Annotated in this window: 17 protein-coding genes, 1 tRNA gene and 2 pseudogenes; 17 read left to right on the forward strand and 3 right to left on the reverse strand. The window is 72.5% G+C overall.

The features are described from left to right. The first annotated feature begins 2 nt into the window (after positions 1–2). From NRO40_RS10235 to glmS, 12 genes and pseudogenes are all read left to right on the forward strand, one after another. The gene (locus NRO40_RS10235; protein ID WP_058942090.1) at positions 3–1,943 is read left to right on the forward strand and encodes an acetyl-CoA carboxylase biotin carboxylase subunit; all 1,941 of its coding nucleotides are present in this window, start codon (positions 3–5) and stop codon (positions 1,941–1,943) included. Next, positions 1,940–2,887, forward strand: a complete 948-nt coding sequence (locus tag NRO40_RS10240) for a hydroxymethylglutaryl-CoA lyase (protein ID WP_058942089.1) — start codon at positions 1,940–1,942, stop codon at positions 2,885–2,887. The genes NRO40_RS10235 and NRO40_RS10240 overlap by 4 nt, the downstream gene beginning before the upstream one ends. A gap of 6 nt (positions 2,888–2,893) precedes the next feature. Beyond that, positions 2,894–4,048 (forward strand): acyl-CoA dehydrogenase family protein, encoded by a 1,155-nt coding sequence (locus NRO40_RS10245; RefSeq protein WP_058942088.1) that lies wholly within the window; start codon positions 2,894–2,896, stop codon positions 4,046–4,048. Positions 4,049–4,155: 107 nt separating this feature from the next. Beyond that, positions 4,156–5,193 carry an ABC transporter substrate-binding protein gene (locus NRO40_RS10250; protein WP_058942087.1) on the forward strand — a complete coding sequence of 346 codons (1,038 nt, stop codon included), beginning with the start codon at positions 4,156–4,158 and terminating at the stop codon, positions 5,191–5,193. Positions 5,194–5,197: 4 nt separating this feature from the next. Then, positions 5,198–6,073 carry a siderophore-interacting protein gene (locus tag NRO40_RS10255; RefSeq protein ID WP_058942086.1) on the forward strand — a complete coding sequence of 292 codons (876 nt, stop codon included), beginning with the start codon at positions 5,198–5,200 and terminating at the stop codon, positions 6,071–6,073. A gap of 313 nt (positions 6,074–6,386) precedes the next feature. After that, positions 6,387–7,829 (forward strand): pyridoxal phosphate-dependent decarboxylase family protein, encoded by a 1,443-nt coding sequence (locus NRO40_RS10260; protein WP_058942085.1) that lies wholly within the window; start codon positions 6,387–6,389, stop codon positions 7,827–7,829. Further along, positions 7,813–9,081, forward strand: coding sequence for a lysine N(6)-hydroxylase/L-ornithine N(5)-oxygenase family protein (locus tag NRO40_RS10265; RefSeq protein ID WP_058942084.1), 1,269 nt, complete (start codon positions 7,813–7,815; stop codon positions 9,079–9,081). The genes NRO40_RS10260 and NRO40_RS10265 overlap by 17 nt, the downstream gene beginning before the upstream one ends. Next, on the forward strand, positions 9,078–9,659 hold the full coding sequence (locus tag NRO40_RS10270) for a GNAT family N-acetyltransferase (protein WP_058942083.1): 582 nt from the start codon (positions 9,078–9,080) through the stop codon (positions 9,657–9,659). Before NRO40_RS10265 ends, NRO40_RS10270 begins: the two co-directional genes overlap by 4 nt. Next, complete coding sequence (locus NRO40_RS10275) at positions 9,656–11,518, forward strand: IucA/IucC family protein (protein WP_232791060.1); 1,863 nt, start codon at positions 9,656–9,658, stop codon at positions 11,516–11,518. Before NRO40_RS10270 ends, NRO40_RS10275 begins: the two co-directional genes overlap by 4 nt. Positions 11,519–11,601: 83 nt before the next feature. Beyond that, a pseudogene (locus tag NRO40_RS10280) lies at positions 11,602–12,383 on the forward strand (DUF4429 domain-containing protein). Positions 12,384–12,458: 75 nt separating this feature from the next. Continuing rightward, positions 12,459–12,734, forward strand: a complete 276-nt coding sequence (locus NRO40_RS10285) for a hypothetical protein (RefSeq protein ID WP_058942082.1) — start codon at positions 12,459–12,461, stop codon at positions 12,732–12,734. Between the two features lie 45 nt (positions 12,735–12,779). Further along, positions 12,780–14,597 (forward strand): glutamine--fructose-6-phosphate transaminase (isomerizing), encoded by a 1,818-nt coding sequence (glmS, locus tag NRO40_RS10290; RefSeq protein WP_058942081.1) that lies wholly within the window; start codon positions 12,780–12,782, stop codon positions 14,595–14,597. Between the two features lie 128 nt (positions 14,598–14,725). Here glmS and NRO40_RS10295 read toward each other — a convergent pair whose 3' ends face one another. Beyond that, positions 14,726–15,988, reverse strand: a complete 1,263-nt coding sequence (locus NRO40_RS10295) for an alpha/beta hydrolase family protein (RefSeq protein ID WP_058942080.1) — start codon at positions 15,986–15,988, stop codon at positions 14,726–14,728. Positions 15,989–16,533: 545 nt separating this feature from the next. After that, complete coding sequence (locus NRO40_RS10300) at positions 16,534–17,055, reverse strand: universal stress protein (RefSeq protein WP_058944860.1); 522 nt, start codon at positions 17,053–17,055, stop codon at positions 16,534–16,536. A 1,394-nt stretch (positions 17,056–18,449) separates the two neighbouring features. Between NRO40_RS10300 and NRO40_RS10310 the strand changes: the two genes are divergently transcribed. The 4 genes from NRO40_RS10310 (at position 18,450) to NRO40_RS10325 (ending at position 21,358) form a co-directional block, all read left to right on the forward strand. After that, positions 18,450–19,649 (forward strand): helix-turn-helix domain-containing protein, encoded by a 1,200-nt coding sequence (locus NRO40_RS10310; RefSeq protein ID WP_058944859.1) that lies wholly within the window; start codon positions 18,450–18,452, stop codon positions 19,647–19,649. A gap of 83 nt (positions 19,650–19,732) precedes the next feature. Continuing rightward, positions 19,733–20,344: an oligoribonuclease gene (gene orn, locus NRO40_RS10315; protein WP_058944858.1), complete on the forward strand. Its 612-nt coding sequence runs from the start codon at positions 19,733–19,735 to the stop codon at positions 20,342–20,344. 105 nt (positions 20,345–20,449) lie between these two features. Then, positions 20,450–20,522: transfer RNA gene (locus NRO40_RS10320), tRNA-His, on the forward strand. Positions 20,523–20,695: 173 nt separating this feature from the next. Next, complete coding sequence (locus tag NRO40_RS10325) at positions 20,696–21,358, forward strand: HAD family hydrolase (RefSeq protein WP_058944857.1); 663 nt, start codon at positions 20,696–20,698, stop codon at positions 21,356–21,358. Here NRO40_RS10325 and NRO40_RS10330 read toward each other — a convergent pair. Then, positions 21,339–21,518, reverse strand: a pseudogene (locus tag NRO40_RS10330) (transcriptional regulator); the annotation flags it as partial. The gene NRO40_RS10325 and the pseudogene NRO40_RS10330 sit on opposite strands and share 20 nt — an antisense overlap. Before the next feature lie 426 nt (positions 21,519–21,944). Here NRO40_RS10330 and NRO40_RS10335 point away from each other — a divergent pair. Continuing rightward, positions 21,945–22,340 carry a hypothetical protein gene (locus NRO40_RS10335; RefSeq protein ID WP_232791250.1) on the forward strand — a complete coding sequence of 132 codons (396 nt, stop codon included), beginning with the start codon at positions 21,945–21,947 and terminating at the stop codon, positions 22,338–22,340. Positions 22,341–22,514 lie beyond the last annotated feature (174 nt).

Raw genomic sequence — 22,514 nt, forward strand, 5'->3', positions numbered from 1 at the left:
TGATGTTCACGACTGTTCTGGTCGCCAACCGGGGCGAGATCGCGGTCCGCGTCATCCGCACGCTGCGGGCGCTCGGCATCCGCTCGGTCGCCGTCTTCAGCGACGCGGACGCCGACGCCCGGCACGTCCGGGAGGCGGACACGGCCGTACGGATCGGCCCGCCCGCCGCGACGGAGAGCTACCTGCGCGTGGACCGGCTGCTGGAGGCCGCCGCGCGGACCGGCGCCGAGGCGGTGCACCCGGGGTACGGCTTCCTCGCGGAGAACGCCGCCTTCGCGCAGGCGTGCGAGGACGCGGGGCTCGTCTTCATCGGACCGCCGGCCTCCGCGATCTCCCTGATGGGGGACAAGATCCGCGCCAAGGAGACGGTGAAGGCGGCGGGCGTGCCGGTCGTGCCCGGTTCGTCGGGCAGCGGCCTCACCGACGGCGAGCTGGCCTCGGCGGCCCGCGACATCGGGATGCCGGTGCTGCTGAAGCCCTCGGCGGGCGGCGGCGGCAAGGGCATGCGGCTCGTGCGCGCCGAGTCGGCGCTGGAGGACGAGATCGCCGCGGCGCGGCGCGAGGCGCGGGCGTCGTTCGGTGACGACACGCTGCTGGTGGAGCGGTGGATCGACCGGCCCCGGCACATCGAGATCCAGGTCCTGGCGGACGGCCACGGCACCGTGCTGCACCTCGGTGAGCGCGAGTGCTCCCTCCAGCGCCGCCACCAGAAGGTCGTCGAGGAGGCGCCGTCGGTCCTCCTCGACGAGGGGACGCGCGCCGCGATGGGCGAGGCGGCCGTGCAGGCCGCCCGTTCCTGCGGCTACCGGGGCGCGGGCACGGTCGAGTTCATCGTCCCGGGCGGCGACCCCTCGCAGTACTACTTCATGGAGATGAACACCCGCCTCCAGGTGGAGCACCCGGTCACCGAGCTGGTGACGGGCGTGGACCTGGTGGAGTGGCAGCTGCGGGTGGCCGCCGGGGAGCCCCTCGGGTTCACCCAGGACGACGTCGCCCTGACCGGCCACTCGATCGAGGCCCGTCTCTGCGCCGAGGACCCCTCCCGGGGCTTCCTCCCGTCGGGCGGCACGGTGCTGGCCCTGTCCGAGCCGGCCGGCGAGGGGGTGCGGACCGACTCGGGCCTCAGCGAGGGCACCGAGGTGTCCAGCCTGTACGACCCGATGCTGGCGAAGGTCATCGTGCACGCCCCCGACCGGCCCACCGCGCTGCGCAGGCTGCGCGCCGCCCTGGCCGGCACGGTCACCCTCGGCGTCCCGACGAACGCCGGGTTCCTGCGCCGCCTCCTCGCCCACCCGGACGTCGTCTCGGGCGACCTGGACACGGGCCTGGTGGAGCGTGAGGTGGACGGCCTGGTCCCCGAGGGCGTGCCGGAGGAGGTGTACGAGGCCGCGGCGGCGGTGCGCGAGGCCCGGCTGCGGCCCGGCCCGGACGCGCGCGGCTGGACGGACCCGTTCTCCGTGCCGAGCGGCTGGCGCCTCGGCGGCGAGGCCGTACCGGCGACGCACTGGCTGCGCGTCCCGGGGCACGAGCCGGTCGCCCACCGGGCCGGCGGCGGCGCGCGCGTGACCGGCGACCGGGTCACGGTCACCGTGGACGGCGTCACCCACACCTTCCACCGCGCCGGGACCTGGCTGGGCCGGGACGGCGACGCGTGGAACGTGCTGGACCACGATCCCGTGGAGGCGTCGCTCACGGGCGCGGCCCACGCCGGCGCCGACTCCCTCACCGCGCCGATGCCGGGCACGGTCACGGTCGTCAAGGTCGCCGTGGGCGACGAGGTCACGGCCGGTCAGGGGCTGCTGGTGGTGGAGGCGATGAAGATGGAGCACGTCATCTCCGCCCCGCACGACGGCACCGTCGCCGAGCTGGACGTCACGCCCGGCACCACCGTCGCCATGGACCAGGTGCTCGCCGTGGTGGTCCCGAAGGAGGAGGGGGCATGACCACCGCAGGGCTGGGGCTCCCCATGACCGTCCCCGCGCCGGGCCTGCCCGCGCGGGTGCGGATCCACGAGGTCGGCGCCCGCGACGGCCTGCAGAACGAGCAGGGCGTCGTGCCCACCGAGGTGAAGGCGGAGTTCGTCCGGCGCCTCGCGGACGCGGGGCTGACGACGGTCGAGGCGACGAGCTTCGTCCACCCGAAGTGGGTGCCGCAACTGGCCGACGCCGAGCGGCTCTTCCCGCTCGTGCGGGACCTGCCCGTGGCGCTGCCCGTCCTCGTCCCCAACGAGCGCGGGCTCGACCGCGCCCTGGCGCTGGAGGCGACCCGTGTCGCCGTCTTCGCCAGCGCCACCGAGTCCTTCGCGCAGGCCAACCTCAACCGCACCGTGGACGGGGCACTGGCCATGTTCGAGCCGGTGGTGGCCCGCGCCAAGGCGGCCGACGTGCACGTGCGCGGCTACCTGTCGATGTGCTTCGGCGACCCCTGGGAGGGCGCGGTGCCGGTCGCCCAGGTGGTGCGGGTGTGCCGGGCCCTGCTCGACATGGGGTGCGACGAGCTGAGCCTCGGTGACACCATCGGGGTGGCCACGCCCGGTCACGTCACCGCGCTGCTCGACGCGCTCGGCGGGGCCGGCGTCCCGGTCGGCGCCCTGGGCGTGCACTTCCACGACACCTACGGGCAGGCCCTCGCCAACACGCTGGCCGCCCTCCAGCGGGGCGTCACCACCGTCGACGCCTCCGCCGGCGGGCTGGGCGGCTGCCCGTACGCCAAGTCCGCCACCGGCAACCTCGCCACCGAGGACCTCGTGTGGATGCTGACCGGCCTCGGCATCGACACCGGGGTCGACCTCGGCCGTCTCGTCGCCACGAGCGCGTGGATGGCCGACCGCCTGGGCCGACCCAGCCCCTCCCGCACCGTCCGCGCCCTGTCCCACAAGGAGCAGTGATCACCGATGGACCACCGCCTTCCCGCCGAGTTGGAAGAACTCCGCCGCACGGTCGAGGAGTTCGCGCACGACGTCGTCGCGCCGAAGATCGGCGACTTCTACGAGCGCCACGAGTTCCCGTACGAGATCGTGCGGGACATGGGCCGGATGGGGCTGTTCGGCCTGCCCTTCCCGGAGGAGTACGGCGGGATGGGCGGTGACTACCTGGCGCTGGGCATCGCGCTGGAGGAGCTGGCCCGCGTCGACTCGTCGGTGGCCATCACGCTGGAGGCGGGCGTCTCGCTGGGCGCGATGCCGATCTTCCGGTTCGGTACGGAGGAGCAGAAGCGGGAGTGGCTGCCCCGTCTGTGCAGCGGTGAACTGCTGGGCGCGTTCGGCCTGACGGAGCCCGAGTGCGGCTCGGACGCGGGCGGGACGCGCACGACGGCCGTGCGGGACGGTGACGAGTGGGTCATCAACGGCACGAAGTGCTTCATCACCAACTCCGGTACGGACATCACGGGTCTGGTGACGGTGACGGCCGTGACGGGCCGCAAGGAGGACGGCCGCCCGGAGATCTCCTCGCTCATCGTCCCGTCGGGCACGCCCGGTTTCACCGTCGCGGCGCCGTACTCGAAGGTCGGCTGGAACGCCTCGGACACCCGGGAGCTGTCCTTCTCCGACGTCCGCGTGCCCGCCGCGAACCTGCTGGGCGAGGAGGGCCGCGGGTACGCCCAGTTCCTGCGCATCCTGGACGAGGGCCGCATCGCCATCGCCGCGCTCGCCACCGGGCTGGCACAGGGGTGCGTGGACGAGTCGGTGCGGTACGCGAAGGAGCGCCGGGCCTTCGGCCGGCCCATCGGGGACAACCAGGCCATCCAGTTCAAGCTGGCCGACATGGAGATGCGGGCGCACATGGCCCGGATCGGCTGGCGGGACGCGGCCTCCCGGCTGGTGCTCGGCGAGCCGTTCAAGAAGGAGGCCGCGCTGGCGAAGCTGTACTCGTCGACGGTGGCGGTCGACAACGCCCGCGAGGCGACCCAGATCCACGGCGGCTACGGCTTCATGAACGAGTACCCGGTGGCGCGGATGTGGCGGGACTCGAAGATCCTGGAGATCGGGGAGGGCACGAGCGAGGTGCAGCGCATGCTCATCGCCCGTGAACTCGGCCTCTCGGCGTGATCAAGGGAACAACCGGGAGTCACCCCCTGGACAAGATCTGAGGTTAGGCTAACCTACCCTCGAACTTGCCCACAGGCCGGATCCGGCCGTACGAAAGCGACTCCGCCATGCCCAGCAACGCCCGAGCCACCCATCTCACCCGACGCGGTCTCCTCGCTGCGGGCGGCGCCCTCGGGCTGGGCGCCGCTCTCGCCGCGTGCGGCGGCAAGGACGCGGACGGCGGGAAGGCCGCCGACAAGAGCGGCGCCGCGTCGGGCCCGTGGAAGTTCACGGACGACCGCGGCGTCGTGGCCGAGGCGAAGTCCACGCCGAAGAACATCGTGGCGTTCACGGGCACGGCGGCGGCGCTGCACGACTTCGGCGTCGAGGTGAAGGGCGTCTTCGGCCCCACGAAGACCGCCGACGGCAAGCCCGACGTGCAGGCCGGCGACCTCGACGTGAACAAGGTCAAGATCATCGGCAACGTCTGGGGCGAGTTCAACATCGAGGAGTACATCAAGCTCCAGCCCGAGGTCCTCATCACGGACATGTGGGAGAAGGACGCCCTCTGGTACGTGCCGGACGAGTCGAAGGACAAGATCCTCAAGCTCGCCCCGAGCGTCGCGCTGTGGGCCGCCGACCAGTCGATGCCCAAGGTGATCCAGCGTCACGTGGACCTGGCCGAGAGCCTGGGCGCCGACGTGAAGACCAAGGCGATAGCCGACAGCAAGGCCCGCTTCGAGAAGGCCGCCGCCCGGCTGCGCGCCGCCGCCAAGGCGAACCCCGGGATCCGGGTGCTCATCGGCTCCGCGAGCGCCGACCTCTTCTACGTCTCCACTCCGGTCCGGCCGACGGACACGCTGTACTTCAAGGAGCTCGGCGTCAACGTCGTCGTCCCGACCAAGCTCGACGCGGCCGGCTGGTTCGAGGGCCTGAGCTGGGAGAACGTCGACAAGTACCCGGCCGACATCATCATGATGGACAACCGCACCTCGGCCATCCAGCCCAAGGACCTGGCGTCGAAGCCGACCTGGGCGCAGCTGCCCGCCGTCAAGGCCGGCCAGGTCGTCCCGCGCGTCACGGAGCCCATCTACTCGTACGAGAAGTGCGCGCCGCTCCTGGAGGACCTCGCCAAGGCCATCGAGAACGCGAAGAAGGTGGCCTGACACCATGACGACCGCCGAGACCGCCGCACTGCCCTTCGCCTTCTTCGCCCTGCGGGTCGCACGGACGCGGCGGCTCGGCCCGTCGCTGGTCCGCGTCACCTTCACCGGCGCCGGTGACGAGGACCTGTCGGGCTTCGCCTCCGGGGGCCACGACCAGAGCCTGTCGCTGTTCCTCCCCCACCCGGGCCAGCCCGAGCCGGTCATGCCGCCGGTCGTCGACGGCGACCTGTACGGCGCGCTCGGCGCCTGGCGGGCCATGGACGACGACGTACGGGCCGTCATGCGCTCGTACACCGTGCGGGAGCAGCGCCGCGCCGACGACGGGACGGTCGAGGTCGACATCGACTTCGCCGTCCACCCCGACGGCGGGCCCGCCTGCCGCTGGGCGCAGCAGGCGTCGGAGGGCGACCGCGTGGCGGTCCTCGGGCCGACCGTGGAGGACAACACCGGTGTCCGCTTCCGGCTGCCCGCGGACGCGGACGAGGTGCTGATCTGGGCCGACGAGACGGCGCTGCCCGCCGCCTCGGCCGTGCTGGAGCGGCTGCCGGCCGGCATCCGGGCCCAGGTGTGGCTGGAGGTGCCGCACGCCGGCGACCGCGTGGAACCGCGCACCGCCGCGGACGCCACCGTGACGTGGCTGGTGCGGGAGGAGGGCGCGCCCCCGGCCCTGGAGGCGGTCCGCGCCGCGGAGGTCCGGGGCACGGCGCCGTACGCCTGGATCGCCGGCGAGTCGGGGGTCGTGAAGGCGCTGCGCCGCCACCTCGTGAACGAGCGGAAGTTCGATCGCCGTCGCGTCACGTTCGTCGGATACTGGCGCAAGGGGCTGAGCGAGGACGCCCTGCGCGAGGTCCCCGAGCCCGACGCCGACGCCGAGGTCTGACCCCCGCACCGCGCACGCCGCACCGCCCGCACGACGGCACGGCAGGGCGGGGCACGTACGACGGCACCGCCCGTACGACGGCACCACGTCTCGCACCACCGCACCACCAGTACCGCCCGCGGCGCGTCCCCCCGGCGCGCCGCGCCCGTACGTCCGCACGCCCGTACGTGCGCACGCCCTGCGCCCGTACGCCCGTCAGAGGGGGTGGGACACGTTGCAACATCAAGTTAGGTTAGGCTAACTTAACACCGCGTCCCTCGCCCTCACCCTGTCCCTGAGGGACGGTCAAGTCCTGCATCCGGGAGGATGTCGCATGCGCTCGCACCTGCTCAATGACGCAACGGCGGAGCAGTACCGGCGTTCCGTCACCGAAGGAGTCGAGCGGGTGGCGCGGAAGATCGCCACCACCCAGCGGCCCTTCAGCGGCGCCACCCCCGACGACCTCGCGCCGCGTGTCGACGCCGTCGACCTGGACCGGCCGTTGGGCGACGCCTCCGCCGCCCTGGACGAGCTGGAGGACCTGTACCTGCGCGACGCGGTGTACTTCCACCACCCGCGGTACCTGGCGCACCTCAACTGCCCGGTCGTCATCCCGGCCGTCCTCGGCGAGGCCGTCCTCTCGGCGGTGAACTCCTCCCTCGACACGTGGGACCAGAGCGCCGGCGGCACGCTCATCGAGCGCCGCCTCATCGACTGGACCACCGGGCGCATCGGCTTCGGCGAGGCCGCCGACGGCGTCTTCACCAGCGGCGGCACGCAGTCCAACCTCCAGGCGCTGCTCCTGGCCCGCGAGGAGGCCAAGACGGACGACCTGACGAAGCTGCGGATCTTCTCCTCCGAGTGCAGCCACTTCAGCGTCCAGAAGTCCGCGCAGCTGCTCGGCATGGGCCGCTCCGCGGTCGTCTCCATCCCCTGCGACCGCGACCGCCGCATGCAGAGCGTGGTCCTCGCGGCCGAGCTGGCCCGCTGCGCCGCCGAGGGGCTCGTCCCGATGGCGATCGTCGCGACCGCCGGCACCACCGACTTCGGCTCCATCGACCCGCTGCCCGAGATCGCCGCCCTGGCCGCCGAGTACGGCGCGTGGATGCACGTCGACGCGGCCTACGGCTGCGGCCTGCTGGCCTCCCCCACCCGCCGCCACCTGCTGGACGGCATCGAGCTGGCCGACTCGGTCACCGTCGACTACCACAAGTCGTTCTTCCAGCCGGTCAGCTCCTCCGCCGTGCTGGTCCGCGACGGGGCGACCCTGCGCCACGCCACCTACCACGCGGACTACCTCAACCCGCGCCGCACGGTCGCCGAGCGCATCCCCAACCAGGTCGACAAGTCGCTCCAGACGACCCGCCGCTTCGACGCGCTCAAGCTGTGGCTGACGCTGCGCGTCATGGGCGCCGACGGCGTCGGGCAGCTCTTCGACGAGGTGTGCGACCTGGCCTCCGAGGGATGGGAGATGCTCGCCGCCGACCCGCGCTACGACGTGGTGGTCCGGCCCTCGCTCTCCACCCTCGTCTTCCGCTACGTCCCGGCCGCCGTCACCTCCCCCGCGGAGATCGACCGGGCCAACCTCCACGCCCGCAAGGCGCTCTTCGCGTCGGGCGAGGCCGTCGTCGCCGGTACGAAGGTCGACGGCCGCCAGTACCTCAAGTTCACCTTGCTCAACCCCGAGACGACCGTGCACGACATCGCCGCCGTCCTCGATCTGATAGCCGGCCACGCCGAGCAGTACCTGGGAGAGAACCTTGTCCACGCCTCTTGATTTCCTCGGTATCGGACTGGGTCCGTTCAACCTGGGCCTCGCCTGCCTGACCGAGCCCATCGCGGAGCTCGACGGCCTGTTCCTGGAGTCGAAGCCGGACTTCGAGTGGCACTCGGGGATGTTCCTGGAGGGCGCGCACCTCCAGACGCCGTTCATGTCGGACCTCGTCACGCTCGCCGACCCGACCTCGCCGTACTCCTTCCTGAACTACCTGAAGGAGAAGGGCCGGCTGTACTCGTTCTACATCCGCGAGAACTTCTATCCGCTGCGCGCCGAGTACAACGACTACTGCCGCTGGGCCGCCGGGAAGCTGAGCAGCGTCCGCTTCGGCACGACGGTCAGCCGCGTCGAGTACGACACCGAGGGCGAGGTGTACGTCGTCCACACCGAGGGCGGCGAGACCTTCCACGCCCGCCGCCTCGTCCTGGGCACCGGCACCCCGCCGTACGTGCCGGAGGCGTGCCAGGGCCTCGGCGGCGACCTGCTGCACAACTCCCGCTACATGCAAGGCCGCGAGGCCCTGAAGGCGAAGAAGTCCATCACGCTCGTGGGCAGCGGGCAGAGCGCGGCCGAGATCTACCACGACCTGCTCTCCGAGATCGACGTCCACGGCTACCAGCTGAACTGGGTGACCCGCTCCCCGCGCTTCTTCCCGCTGGAGTACACCAAGCTCACGCTGGAGATGACGTCCCCCGAGTACATCGACTACTTCCACGCCCTGCCGGAGGAGACCCGCTACCGCCTGGAGACGGCGCAGAAGGGCCTGTTCAAGGGCATCAACGGCGACCTGATCGACGCCATCTTCGACCTGCTGTACCAGAAGAACCTGGACGGCCCGGTCCCCACCCGGCTGCTCACCAACTCCGCGCTGCACACCGCCTCCTACGACGAGGCGACCGGCACGTACACGCTGGGCCTGCGCCAGGAGGAGCAGGGCAAGGAGTACGAGATCCGTACCGAGGGCCTGGTCCTCGCCACCGGCTACAAGTACAGCGTGCCCGCGTTCCTGGAGCCGGTCCGCGACCGGCTCCGCTGGGACGCGCGCGGCCGGTTCGACATCGCCCGCAACTACTCGATCGACACCACCGGCCGCGGCGTCTTCCTGCAGAACGCCGGGGTGCACGCCCACTCGATCACCTCGCCCGACCTGGGCATGGGAGCGTACCGCAACTCCTACATCATCCGTGAGCTGCTGGGGACCGAGTACTACCCCGTCGAGAAGTCCATCGCGTTCCAGGAGTTCACCGTATGAGCACCACCGGCACCACCGGCACCACCGGCACCACCGTCCCCGGCATAGGCACCTTCACGGTCCGCGCGCTCGATCCGCTGTCCGACGCCGAGCTGGTGCACGGCTGGGTCACCCACCCCAAGGCGTCGTTCTGGCTGATGCAGGACCACAAGCTGGAGGACGTCGAGCGGGACTACATGGCGATCGCCGCCCACCCGCACCACGACGCCTTCATCGGCCTCCTCGACGGCGAGCCGGCCTTCCTCATGGAGCGGTACGACCCGGCGCACGTCGAGCTGGTCGGCCTGTACGACCCGCTCCCCGGCGACGTCGGCATGCACTTCCTCGTCGCCCCGACGGACACGCCGGTCCACGGCTTCACGCGCGCCGTCATCACGGCCGTCATGGCGGAGCTCTTCGCCGACCCGGCCACCCGCCGCGTCGTGGTCGAGCCGGACGTCCGCAACACCGCGGTGCACGCCCTGAACGAGGCGGTCGGCTTCGTCCCCGTCGACAAGATCACCAAGCCGGAGAAGGAAGCCCTGCTCAGCGTGTGCACACGCGAGGCGTTCGAGGCGGCAGTGGGAGCACCCCGATGAGCAACACGAACAGCACGAGCAGCACGAGCGCCCTGGCGCACGACACGCACGGCACGGTGGCCCCGGACGGCACCGGCGCCCCGGGGCGCACCGCCGACGCCGTCGCCCACCTCACCCCCGAGCGCTGGGCGCACGCCAACCGTCTCCTGGTCCGCAAGGGCCTCGCGGAGTTCGCCCACGAGCGGCTGCTCGACCCGCAGCCGCTCGGCGAGGGCCGGTACCGCGTCCTCAGCGACGACGGCGCCACCGAGTACCGCTTCACCGCGGGCCGCTTCGCCCTCGACCACTGGCAGGTGTACGCCGACTCGATCAGCCGCCACCGCGACGGCCGGGAGCTGCCGGTGGACGCGCTGGAGTTCGTCATCGAGCTGCGCGGGGCCCTGGGCCTGAGCGACGAGATCCTCCCCGTGTACCTGGAGGAGATCTCCTCGACCCTCTCCGGCACGGCGTACAAGTCGGCCAAACCGCAGGTGACCGCCGCGGAGCTGGCGCGGGCCGACTTCCAGGCGGTCGAGACGGGCATGACCGAGGGCCACCCGTGCTTCGTCGCCAACAACGGCCGGCTGGGCTTCGGCGTCGACGAGTACCACGCGTACGCGCCCGAGGCCGCCAGCCCGCTGCGGCTGGTGTGGCTGGCCGCGCACCGGGACCGCACGGCCTTCACGGCGGGCGCGGACATCGAGTACGACACGTTCGTCCGGGCGGAGCTGGGCGACGCCGCCGTCGACGGCTTCGCCCGCACCCTCGCCGAGCGCGGCCTGGACATGGCCGACTACCTGCTCGTGCCGGTCCACCCCTGGCAGTGGTGGAACAAGCTGACGGTCACCTTCGCCGCCGAGATCGCCCAGCAGCGGCTGGTGTACCTCGGCGAGGGCGACGACCGGTACCTGGCGCAGCAGTCGATCCGCACGTTCTTCAACACGAGCGACCCGGCCAAGCACTACGTGAAGACGGCCCTGTCCGTGCTGAACATGGGCTTCATGCGGGGCCTGTCGGCCGCGTACATGCAGGCGACGCCCGCGATCAACGACTGGCTGGCCCGGCTCATCGACCACGACGACGTCCTGCGGGCGGCGCGCTTCTCGATCATCCGCGAGCGCGCGGCGGTCGGCTACCGGCACCTGGAGTACGAGGCCGCCACCGACCGCTACTCGCCCTACCGCAAGATGCTCGCCGCGCTGTGGCGGGAGAGCCCGGTCCCGACCCTGGAGCCCGGCCAGCGGCTCGCCACCATGGCGTCGCTGCTCCACGTCGACCACGAGGGCGCCTCGTTCGCGGGCGCGCTGATCGCCGAGTCGGGGCTCGCCCCGGACCGGTGGCTGCGCCGCTACCTGGACGCCTACCTGCTGCCGATCCTCCACACCTTCTACGCCTACGACCTGGCGTGGATGCCGCACGGCGAGAACGTCATCCTCGTCATCGAGGACGGCACCGTGCGGCGGGCGATCTTCAAGGACATCGCCGAGGAGATCGTCGTCATGGACCCGGACGCGGTGCTGCCGCCGGACGTGGAGCGGATCCGGGTGGAGGTGCCCGAGGACGAGAAGCTGCTGTCGGTCTTCACGGACGTCTTCGACTGCTTCTTCCGCTTCCTGGGCGCGACGCTGGACTCCGAGGGCGTGCTGGACGAGGAGACGTTCTGGCGGACGGTCGCCGAGTGCGTCACGGGCTACCAGGAGTCCGTGCCGGAGCTCGCGGAGAAGTTCAAGCGGTACGACCTGTTCGCGGAGGAGTTCGCGCTCTCCTGCCTGAACCGCCTCCAGCTGCGCAACAACAGGCAGATGGTGGACCTCGCGGACCCGTCCGGCGCGCTGCAGTTCGCGGGCACGCTGGTCAACCCGATCGCGCGGTTCGCGTAACACGGGCCGGCCGGGGCGTCGGACGGGGTACGGTCCCCCGTCCGACGCCCCGGCTTCCCGCGCCCGGTGTCGGAATCCTCGGCATGACGGAAATCATCCAGAAGGACGGGACCTGGAGTTTCGACGGGGACGTCATACGGATCGTGCCGGGTGGCGACAAGGGCGTGGGGCTGCTGCGCCAGACCCTGGGAGAGGTCGCCGTACCCCTCGACGCGCCGGCGGGCATCTCGTTCGAGCCGGGCAGGAAGACCGGTCGGCTGCGACTGCAACTGCAACTGCGGCTGCGGCTGCGGCTGCGGCTGCGGCTGCGGCTGCGGCTGCGGGACGGCGTCGATCCGCTGCTGCGGATCACCCGGGGCAGGCTGGCGGACGGCTCGGACCCCTACCGGCTCGCGGTGGCGAACGACCGGAGCGAGGTGGCGGAGTACTTCGTGGACGAGGTGCGCCGCGCGATGCTGCTGGAGCAGACGGGGACGGGCCCCGTGGACAGGTACCTGCTGCCCGGCCCGCCGGTGCCCCTCACCGTCGGGGCGGGGGACGGCACGGTGACGTTCGACGGGGAGGCCGTCCGCCTGGAGTGGAACTGGACTCCACGTCCTCGGGGGGCGCCCGCACCCTGGCGCCGGCCGACGTGCGGGCGGTGGAGTGGCTGCCCGCCGTCGGGCTGGAGAACGGCTACCTGCGCTTCCGGGTGGCGGTCGGGGCGCCGGCCTCTCCCCCGGCGCCCGAGTACGACCCGTACGCCGTGAAGCTGTACGGGTTCCGCAAGGACCCGCTGATGGCGCTGGGTGAGCTGCACCGGTCGGGCGTCCTCACCGATGAGGAGTTCAGCACGGCGAAACGGGCCGTTCTCCAACAACTCTGACCAAAACGGGCACACCTCTGCCCGATATCGGGCAGAAATGTTGCCATCGACCTGCCCGTCCTCCAATATCGACGGGTGCTCGATCGCCGCCCGTCACACGACGACCTCATCGACCACCTGGTGCGCAGCACCGCGCTCCCGCGCGGCGAGGCCGCCCGGGTGGTACTCGACGTGCTGGCGTACTTCGACGAGACGACCGAGGAGTACGTCCGGCGCCGCCACCGCGAGCTCCAGGCGGCCGGCGCGGTGAACGCGGAGATCTTCGAGCGGATAGCGGCGGAGCTGCCGCACCGCGCCGTGGCGCCGCCGGAGCTCTCGCTCCGCCAGCTGCGCCGCATCGTCTACGGCTGAGCGTCGGACCGGGCACACACACCGAACCTGGAGGGGCAACACCTTATGTGCGGAATCGTCGGTTACATCGGCAAGCGCGACGTCGCTCCGCTGCTGCTGGAGGGTCTGGCGCGGCTGGAGTACCGGGGGTACGACTCGGCGGGCATGGTCATCACCAGCCCCAAGTCCGGCGGCCTGAAGATGGTCAAGGCCAAGGGCCGGGTCCGTGACCTGGAGGCCCGCGTCCCCAAGCGCTTCACCGGCACCACCGGCATCGCCCACACCCGCTGGGCCACCCACGGCGCCCCGAGCGACGTGAACTCGCACCCGCACATGGACCCCGAGAACAAGGTCGCGGTCGTCCACAACGGCATCGTCGACAACGCCGCCGAGCTCCGCGCCAAGCTGGAGGCGGACGGCGTGGTCTTCGCCTCGGAGACCGACACCGAGGTCCTCACCCACCTGATCGCCCGCTCGCAGGCCGAGTCGCTGGAGGAGAAGGTCCGCGAGGCGCTGAAGGTCGTCGAGGGCACGTACGGCATCGCCGTCATGCACGCCGACTTCAACGACCGCATCGTCGTCGCCCGCAACGGCTCGCCGGTCGTCCTCGGCATCGGCGAGAAGGAGATGCTGGTCGCCTCCGACATCGCCGCGCTGATCGCCCACACCCGTCAGATCGTCACCCTGGACGACGGCGAGATGGCCACCCTGAAGGCCGACGAGTTCCGCACGTACACGACCTCCGGCACGCTGACGACGGCGACGCCCGAGACCGTCGAGTGGGAGGCCGCCTCCTACGACATGGGCGGCCACGACACGTACATGCACAAGGAGATCTCGGAGCAGGCCGACGCCGTCGACCGCGTGCTGCGCGGCCGCATCGACGACAAGTTCTCCACCGTGCACCTGGGCGGTCTGAACCTGGACGCCCGCGAGGCCCGCGGCATCCGCCGCGTGAAGATCCTCGGCTGCGGCACCTCGTACCACGCCGGCATGATCGGCGCGGGCCTCATCGAGGGCATGGCGCGGATCCCGGCCGACGCCGAGCCGGCCTCCGAGTTCCGCTACCGCAACCCGGTCGTCGACCCCGACACCCTGTACATCGCCGTGTCGCAGTCCGGTGAGACGTACGACGTGCTGGCCGCCGTGCAGGAGCTGAAGCGCAAGGGCGCCCGCGTCCTCGGCGTGGTCAACGTCGTCGGCTCGGCCATCGCCCGCGAGGCCGACGGCGGCGTGTACGTCCACGCCGGCCCGGAGGTCTGCGTGGTCTCCACGAAGTGCTTCACCAACACGGTCGTCGCCTTCGCGCTGCTCGCCCTGCACCTCGGCCGCATCCGCGACCTGTCCGTCGCCGACGGCAAGCGGATCATCGAGGGCCTGCGCCGCCTGCCGGACCAGATCAGCGAGATCCTGAAGCTGGAGGACGAGATCAAGGAGCTGGCCGCGGAGTACGCCGGCGCCAAGTCGATGATGTTCATCGGCCGCGTCCGGGGCTACCCGGTGGCCCTGGAGGCCTCCCTGAAGCTCAAGGAGATCTCGTACATCCACGCCGAGGCGTACCCGGCCTCGGAGCTGAAGCACGGTCCGCTCGCGCTCATCGAGCCGGCCCTGCCGACCGTGGCGATCGTCCCGAACGACTCGCTGCTGGAGAAGAACCGGGCGGCCCTGGAGGAGATCAAGGCCCGCAGCGGCCGGATCCTCGCCGTCGCCCACCAGGAGCAGGAGAAGGCCGACCACACCATCGTCGTGCCGAAGAACGAGGACGAGCTCGACCCGATCCTCATGGGCATCCCGCTCCAGCTCTTCGCGTACCACACGGCCCTCGCCATGGGCCGCGACATCGACAAGCCGCGCAACCTCGCCAAGTCCGTCACCGTCGAGTAGGCGGCGCACGCGCGGCCGCACCGCGCTCTCCGCACGCACCGGGCCCGGGGGCCGGCCGTCCTGGCCGGCCCCCGGGCCGCGTCGTACCCGCGTCGGCGCGGGAGCGGGTGGGCGCGGGAGCGGGCGGGCTACCGCGCGTCGCCGTGGAAGTGCACCTCCGGGTTCTGCGCCGTCGGGCCGTCCAGCAGCGGCTGGGGCCGGCCGCGCAGGTGCCGGTCGAAGAAGGCCGTCGTGTACGCGCGCGTCAGCTCGACGGCCCGGCCCGCGGCGATCGTCGGCTGCGGCTGTTCGCCGGGGTAGGCCACGCCCAGCTGGTCGAAGAGGACGGGCACGTCGGAGAAGGTGAAGTGGTGCGCGCCGCTCACGCCGAGCCAGCGCTTCCACCCGTCCAGGTGGCGCCACGCCTCGTCCCAGGTGGGGTCGCCGCCGCCGGGCAGGTGGACCTCGTCGTGCGTGCCGAGCATGAGGAACGGCCGGCCCCCGAGCCCGCCCGCCGGTACCGGGTCGCCGAAGGACCCGTCCATGTTGACGCCCGCCCGCACCCGGTCGTCCTGCGCCATGACGGAGGCCGCGGCGGCGCCGCCGATCGAGTGCCCCGCGGCGCCTATCCGCTTCCGGTCGATCGTCCGGGCGTACCGCCAGGCCGGACGCGGCCCGGTCAGCCGGTCGACGACGTGCGACAGGTCCCGGCCCCGGTTGACGGTGGCCTTCCGCATGTCCTCCAGGGTCTGCGCCTTCTCGCAGGCGACACAGGTGAGCACCCGCCCGCCGGGGAAGACCGCGCCGGCCGCCTCGTAGGCGTGGTCGACCACGGCGACGACGTAGCCGCGGCTCGCGTACTCCTCGGCGAGGGTCGTCAGGGTGAACCGGGGGGCGCCGAATCCGGGTGACAGCAGGACCAGCGGGTGGCGTCCGCCCTGCGGGCGGGCGCCTGCCACGCTGTGCGTGAGGGTCGCGCCCAGCCGGGCGGCGGCCTCGGCGTCCTGGTTCCCGGCCGCCTCCAGCAGCAGCCGCGCCTCGCGCGGGTCGGCGTAGGGCGCGGGCGTGCCCGCCGCGGAGCGGGCGGGGTAGTACATGTCGACCATGAGCTCGCGCGGCCGGTCCGGTACCCAGGGGTCCTGGCGGGAGCGGTCGACGAGGTGGAGGGTGGAGCGCCCCACGGCCGACGGGCCGGTGGGACGGGGCAGGACCACTCCGACCGCCGCCCGTGAGTCGGGCGCCGTCTGTCGGAGCACCGGGGCGGTGGTGGCGGACGCGCCGGCGGTGAGCGCGGCAGCGGACGCGCCGGCGCCGGGGGTGTGTGCCTGGGCGGTCGGAGCCGTGGCCGTGGCGGCGAGGGTGGCGAGGAGGGCCGCGGCTGCCGCCGACCGCAGCGTGCGTGACGTCTTCATGGTCCCGACGCTAGGCGGCGGCGCGGGGCGCGGGCGTCGTTCCAGGGTCGCGTCCGTGTGCGACCGGAGGGTGATCCACCGTGCACCCGGAGGCGGTTGACGAACCGTCGGATCCGGCACCCGAGGGAACGGCCGACGCGGGCGGCCCGCGGGCGGAGGGGCGTCCGGCGGGGCGGGGAGCGGCGAGGCCGGGGTGGGCGGCGGGCCGGGGGGCGGGGAGCGGCGGGGCCGGGGCGGCCGGCGGGCCGGGAGCGGCGGGGCCGGGGCGGCCGGGGACCCGGCGGGGGCCGCGGGGCGGGGCGGCGGACGGTCGGTGGCGGACGCCGGGGCGGGGGGCGGCGGGGCCGGGGACCTGGCGGGAGCGGCGGGCGGGCGGGGGCGGGGTGGGCCCGGCGCGGGGGCCCGTGGCGGGGTGGCCGGGGGAATTCCCGTCCGGACGGCCCCGCGGGCCCTGCCGGGCGGGGAATGTGGTTCATTATTGAATCAATAGCGCGATGGTCCGAAAGCACCCCGGAGCCGCCCCGGGGGAATGCGCCGCCGCACGGTCAGGGAATGACGACGACGGGCCGCTGCGCGCGCCGCGCGAGACGACCGGCGACGGAACCGAAAATGCGCCCCGCAATACCGTGCGTCGAACCGACCACGATCGCGTCGGCCGCGTACTCGCGGCCGACCTCCTCCAGCTCGTGGCAGATGTCACCGCCCCGCTCGACGAGGATCCACGGCACTTCGGACAGGTGGTCCGCGCAGGCGAGCTCCAGCCCCAGCACCTCGGTACGATGATCCGGCAGATCGACGAAGACGGGCGGTTCGCAGCCGGCCCACACGGTGGTGGGCAGCCGGTTCGCGACGTGCACGATGATCAGACCCGAGCCGGACCGGCGCGCCATGCCGATCGCGTAGGCGAGCGCCCGTTCGCTGGAGGTCGAGCCGTCGAAGCCGACGACGACGCCGTGCCGGAACGCGGGATCACACGCCTGGCGCGTGTCAGCCGCCGCCAGGGGGTCCACCGCCGAATCGGCGACCTGCCTGCGGTCGGCTGGTTCAGGGAATTCGTGACCGGCCATCGGTGTCTCGGCGAAGAAGGTCCTCGTGGGAGGGGTTCAAGGGACGTCGCACGCGGAGCTGTGTCCGGGAATCATCTTCCCAACCCCATACCCCAAGGGTACGGCGCCACTCCTCTCGTGCCCATCGTCCGCCGCCGCGCACGCGGCGTTCCAGGGAGCATGCACGAGCCCGCCCCCGTACGCAACGCCGGTTGGCCCCTACAGGCGTCCCCCGCCCGGGCCCCGAACCGGCCCCGGCGCCCCTCGGCGCGGCCTCCCAGGCGCCCTCCGGAGCGTCACGCCGCACTCCCCGACAGTGACCGGAGCGCTCCGCTCCTCGTTTGGCAGCCAGGCCCCGCCCCGCCCGCCGTCACCCCGTGAGGGAGCCCTCGTGTGCACACACCCCAGGCAGGCTCCCGGCGCCACGCGGCGCCTCCGTCCACGCCGGGGCCGGCCTCCGCCGCCGGACGGGACACCGTCGCCGGACGGGACACCGTCGCCGGACGGGACGCGGTCGCCGGGCGGGACGCGGTCGCCGGGCGGGACACCGTCGCCGGGCGGGACGCGGTCGCCCGGCGTGAAGCCTCCGCCGAACCTGACGCGACCGCCGGGCGGGACGCGTCCGCCGCCGTCGAGCGGGGGCGGTCGGCGCGGACGGCACGGCCGACCGGCCGGACGGAGCCGCCCCCGGCCGCCGCCACGGCGGGCGGGCGCAGACGTGGGGGTATGCCAGGCGCACCCGGGGTACCCGATGTGCCGGAGGCACCCGCCGACGCGGCCGACGACGTGGTGCGGTGGGCGCCTTCAGCTGCGGCTGGTCCCCTTCGTCCTCCTCCTGTACGAGGAGTCGCTCGTGGCGGCCACCGGGACCGCGCTCGGGCTCGCGGCCGTGACGGCCGCCTGCCGGGTGGTGCTGCGCCGCGGCGGGCGGGGAACGGGGCGGGGCGCCGGCGCCGCACCGGGGCCGGCACGCGCGCACGGGGAACGGGGCGCACCGGGGCGGACGGTGCGGGCCGGGGAGTGCGCCGGGAGACTGAGGGCTTCGCACACTCGCACCCGTATGTTTTCAGCCAACTTCAGCAGCCCCGCCGTTCCTTGCCGGAATGGCCTGCGAACCCCCTTGCCACCTGGGAGATAAGGGCCGCAGGGGCCTCGCGCACCCTACGCGGATGGGCCATGAGCGTGAGACGCACTTCCCTGCGGGGCCCTCCGGGTGAAACGCTTCGTGATCGAATGCTTCGCGCCAAGTTGCCTTGTCGACATAGTGCCGGATACGGAACTTGTCACGCCGGCAGCGCGGGACGCAGTAGATTCGATCATGACTATCGGAGAACGGGGTCTCGTGCAAAACCGAGGGGAAACGTGCAGGAGCGACAGGACCTAGGAGACGCGAACACCGAGGGGGGCTTAGCGTCATGAGCCAGGACTCCGCCGCACCGGAGACCGGACGCAAACTGTCCGGACGCCGCCGTCGCGAGGTCGTCGCCGTCATGCTGTTCAGCGGCGGGCCCATCTTCGAGAGTTCCATCCCACTCTCGGTGTTCGGGATCGACCGCCAGGACGCCGGAGTTCCGCGCTACAGGCTGCTTGTCTGCGCGGGCGAGGAAGGGCCACTGCGCACGACCGGGGGACTCGAACTCTCCGCGCCGTACGGCCTGGAAGCGATCAGCAGAGCGGGCACCGTCGTCGTACCGGCCTGGCGGTCGATCACCTCACCGCCACCGGCCGAGGCGCTCGACGCGCTGCGCCGCGCACACGAGGAGGGCGCCCGCATCGTCGGCCTGTGCACCGGGGCCTTCGTGCTGGCCGCCGCCGGATTACTGGACGGGCGTCCCGCCACCACGCACTGGATGTACGCCCCGACGCTCGCCAAGCGCTACCCGTCGGTCCACGTGGACCCGCGGGAGCTCTTCGTCGACGACGGCGACGTGCTGACGTCGGCGGGCACGGCGGCCGGCATCGACCTCTGTCTGCACATCGTGCGGACGGACCACGGCACGGAGGCGGCCGGGGCGCTCGCCCGGCGGCTCGTCGTGCCCCCGCGCCGCAGCGGCGGCCAGGAGCGCTACCTGGACCGATCCCTCCCCGAGGAGATCGGTGCCGACCCGCTGGCCGAGGTGGTGGCGTGGGCGCTGGAGCACCTCCACGAGCAGTTCGACGTGGAGACGCTCGCCGCCCGGGCGTACATGAGCCGACGGACCTTCGACCGCAGGTTCCGCTCGCTCACCGGCAGCGCGCCGCTCCAGTGGCTGATCACCCAGCGGGTGCTGCAGGCGCAGCGCCTCCTGGAGACGTCCGACTACTCCGTCGACGAGGTCGCGGGCCGCTGCGGCTTCCGCTCGCCGGTGGCGCTGCGGGGCCACTTCCGCCGGCAGCTCGGCTCGTCGCCGGCCGCCTACCGCGCCGCCTACCGGGCCCGGCGCCCGCAGGGCGACGGGGGGCCGCCGTCGGTCGCCGACGCGGTCGTCCCGCCGCAGGCCGCGGGCCAGGGCCCGGGGCTGCGCCGGCCGACGGCGGGCGCGGGCGCCGGATTGGGCATGGACCCGGGCAAGCCGCACGCGGACGCCTTCGCGTCCGGGCGGGGCGCCCTGCCCGGCCAGCGCAGCGCGCCGTAGGGCACGGCACGTCCCTGAGGGGCCGCCGGTGGGGGTGTGGGCACGACGCCACTCCCCACCGGCGGCCCCTTTAAGGTGGACGCATGAACGACCGCATGGTGTGGATCGACTGCGAGATGACCGGGCTCTCGTTGACGGACGACGCACTCATCGAGGTGGCCGCACTGGTCACCGACTCGGAACTGAACGTGCTCGGTCAGGGCGTGGACATCGTCATCCGGCCGCCGGACGCGGCGCTGGAGACGATGCCGGACGTGGTGCGCGCGATGCACACCGCTTCCGGGCTCCTCGACGAGCTCGCGGGCGGCACCACCCTCGCCGACGCGGAGGCACAGGTCATGGCGTACGTCCGCGAGCACGTCAAGGAGCCCGGCAAGGCGCCGCTGTGCGGCAACTCCGTCGGCACCGACCGCGGCTTCCTCGCCCGCGACATGCCCGGCCTGGAGACGTACCTCCACTACCGGATCGTCGACGTCTCCTCCGTCAAGGAGCTGGCACGCCGCTGGTACCCGAGGGCCTACTTCAACAGCCCGCAGAAGACCGGCAACCACCGGGCGCTCTCCGACATCCGCGAGTCCATCGCCGAGCTGCGCTACTACCGCGAGGCGGTCTTCGTCCCGCAGCCCGGCCCCGACTCCGACACCGCGAAGGCCATCGCGGCCCGCCACGTCCTGCCCACCGAACCCCTGGCCTGACCCCGCTCCCACGGGTCCGGGAGGCCCCCAGGGAAACGCGTGCGCGAGCACCCTCCCGGACCCTGTACACTTTTTCTCGGCCGGTCGGAAAAACGACCGGTCGTGGTGGGTATAGCTCAGCTGGTAGAGCACCTGGTTGTGGTCCAGGATGTCGCGGGTTCGAGTCCCGTTACTCACCCTGATCGATCAAGGGCTGACCTGGTAAAACAGGTCAGCCCTTCGTCGTATCCCGACTCCTGGCCAAACCGTGGCCACACGGACCCCACCTGACGGCGACGCCCCCGGCCCTCCCGACTGCGGGAGGTCCGGGGGTGCTTTCGTCATGCCCAGGCCCGCGTCTAGGCTGCGGCCATGATTCACGCGGTGGTGTTCGACATCGGTGAGTGCCTGGTGGACGAGACCCGCGAGTACGGCACGTGGGCGGACTGGCTGGGCGTGCCGCGCCACACGTTCGCCGCGATGTTCGGCGCCGTCGTCGCGCAGGGCCGCGACTACCGCGATGTCTTCCAGGTGTTCCGCCCCGGGTTCAACCTGTACGCCGAGCGGGAGGAGCGTGCGGCCGCCGGGCAGCCGGAGTGGTTCGGCGAGGACGACCTGTACCCGGACGTCCGGCCCGCGCTCGCGAAGCTGCGCGCGGACGGACTGTGGCTGGGCATAGCCGGGAACCAGACCGTGAGAGCCGGGGGGCTCCTGCGGGAGTTGTTCAGCGCCGACGTCGACCTGATCGGCACGTCGGACGACTCGGGTGCCAGCAAGCCGGACCCCGCATTCTTCGTGCGGGTCGCCGAGGCGGTCCCGTACGAGGCTGAGGAGATCCTGTACGTCGGCGACCGCGTCGACAACGACATCCGCCCGGCGGTGAAGGCCGGGATGCACACGGCCCTCGTACGACGCGGCCCGTGGGCAACGATCCAGTGGGATACCGATGAGGCCGTACAGCTGCCCACCTTCCGCGTGGGCAACCTCGCCGAACTCCCGCAAGCGATCACGGCCTTCAACGCGCAAGGGCGCTGAGCGTCGTCCCCCACCCGTACAGCCGCTCGTCAAGGTCGCGGACGCACTGCTCGTGCTGCCATGGCGCCAGGGCTCGCCGCACCTCACGCACCCGCTCCATACCGGTCGCGTACCAGGTGGCGTCCAGTTGCACGAGCGCGCGAGTGGCGTAGTGGCATGCTTCGTCACGGCCCCCGCATCTTCGCCCTGGCCGTCTGAGCCTGCCGACGCCCGTGCCCCCTCCCGGCGACCCCGGCACGTCCGGGGTCGCCGCTGAGCGGAGCGCCCTTCTTCGAGCGGCACGGGGGGGGGCGTCCTACCCTCGCCGACCGCCATGTGCAGCCGCCAGGCCCTTCTGCCGCAGCGCATCGTCCGCCAGGCGCCGCCGAGAAAGGCGCGCGACGGTTCTGCCGTGCCATGTCAGGGTGAGGGCGTGACAGAGATCGATAGGGCGGACGCGGGCGCGGCCGGACGGCGCGGTGGAGGGGGCAGTCCCCATGCGTACCGGGTGCGGGGGCTCAGCCGCAGCGGGGTGGTCCTGTGGATCGGTGGCGGGGATGACGAACCGGATCGGGTGCTGACGTCGCCGGCACCCGATCGTCGGCGAGTGCCGCTGTTCGTGACGGCTCGGCAAGCGCGGGTGTACGCGCGTCGGCAAGGGCGGCGGCTGGCCACTTCCGAGGTCGGCACCCTGGAGCTCGTCCGTGTCGAACGTTGGCTGGAGGATCCGGCGCGTCGCCACGTCCCACCGGGCGCGGTCCTGGACGCGTGGCACTTCTTCGAGGATCTGGCCCGAGGGCTCGACGCGGTCCAGGAGCTGCCCGAGCTGCCCGCGCAGGGAGCCGTGCACGACAGCGCCTACGAGCGGCTGTTCGGAAACGAGTGCGCCGCGTGGACACCCGACGAGCGACGCGCGGTACTGGCACTCCTCCGCGCCGGAGTGGCCCTGTGGAACTCCTGCCCCGTCACCCTCAGGCCCCGATCGGGTGGCGTGTCCATGTGACGTCGGCGCGTCCCACCCGCCCATGTGGAGCACTCGGCCTGGGTGGCCTCCCGGGCGATCCGGGTGCGGACCCGGCATGTCGGAGGCGGCGTGGGCCCTCGGTTCCGCCTGGTCGCGACGCGCACAGGAGGGTCCCCACCGGCCGGAGCCGACCGGACGGATCTTCGCCCAGGT

It is taken from the genome of Streptomyces changanensis, from assembly GCF_024600715.1.
Taxonomy (GTDB): Bacteria; Actinomycetota; Actinomycetes; order Streptomycetales; family Streptomycetaceae; genus Streptomyces; species Streptomyces changanensis.

Bases quoted from the DNA above. Each gene is read 5' to 3' on its own strand.
- NRO40_RS10240 (WP_058942089.1), top strand. From the start codon at position 1,940: ATGACCACCGCAGGGCTGGGGCTCCCCATGACCGTCCCCGCGCCGGGC.
- glmS (WP_058942081.1), top strand. From the start codon at position 12,780: ATGTGCGGAATCGTCGGTTACATCGGCAAGCGCGACGTCGCTCCGCTG.
- NRO40_RS10255 (WP_058942086.1), top strand. From the start codon at position 5,198: ATGACGACCGCCGAGACCGCCGCACTGCCCTTCGCCTTCTTCGCCCTG.
- NRO40_RS10260 (WP_058942085.1), top strand. From the start codon at position 6,387: ATGCGCTCGCACCTGCTCAATGACGCAACGGCGGAGCAGTACCGGCGT.
- NRO40_RS10235 (WP_058942090.1), top strand. From the start codon at position 3: ATGTTCACGACTGTTCTGGTCGCCAACCGGGGCGAGATCGCGGTCCGC.
- NRO40_RS10275 (WP_232791060.1), top strand. From the start codon at position 9,656: ATGAGCAACACGAACAGCACGAGCAGCACGAGCGCCCTGGCGCACGAC.
- NRO40_RS10325 (WP_058944857.1), top strand. From the start codon at position 20,696: ATGATTCACGCGGTGGTGTTCGACATCGGTGAGTGCCTGGTGGACGAG.
- NRO40_RS10295 (WP_058942080.1), bottom strand. From the start codon at position 15,988: ATGAAGACGTCACGCACGCTGCGGTCGGCGGCAGCCGCGGCCCTCCTC.
- NRO40_RS10245 (WP_058942088.1), top strand. From the start codon at position 2,894: ATGGACCACCGCCTTCCCGCCGAGTTGGAAGAACTCCGCCGCACGGTC.
- NRO40_RS10300 (WP_058944860.1), bottom strand. From the start codon at position 17,055: ATGGCCGGTCACGAATTCCCTGAACCAGCCGACCGCAGGCAGGTCGCC.
- NRO40_RS10310 (WP_058944859.1), top strand. From the start codon at position 18,450: ATGAGCCAGGACTCCGCCGCACCGGAGACCGGACGCAAACTGTCCGGA.
- orn (WP_058944858.1), top strand. From the start codon at position 19,733: ATGAACGACCGCATGGTGTGGATCGACTGCGAGATGACCGGGCTCTCG.
- NRO40_RS10250 (WP_058942087.1), top strand. From the start codon at position 4,156: ATGCCCAGCAACGCCCGAGCCACCCATCTCACCCGACGCGGTCTCCTC.
- NRO40_RS10270 (WP_058942083.1), top strand. From the start codon at position 9,078: ATGAGCACCACCGGCACCACCGGCACCACCGGCACCACCGTCCCCGGC.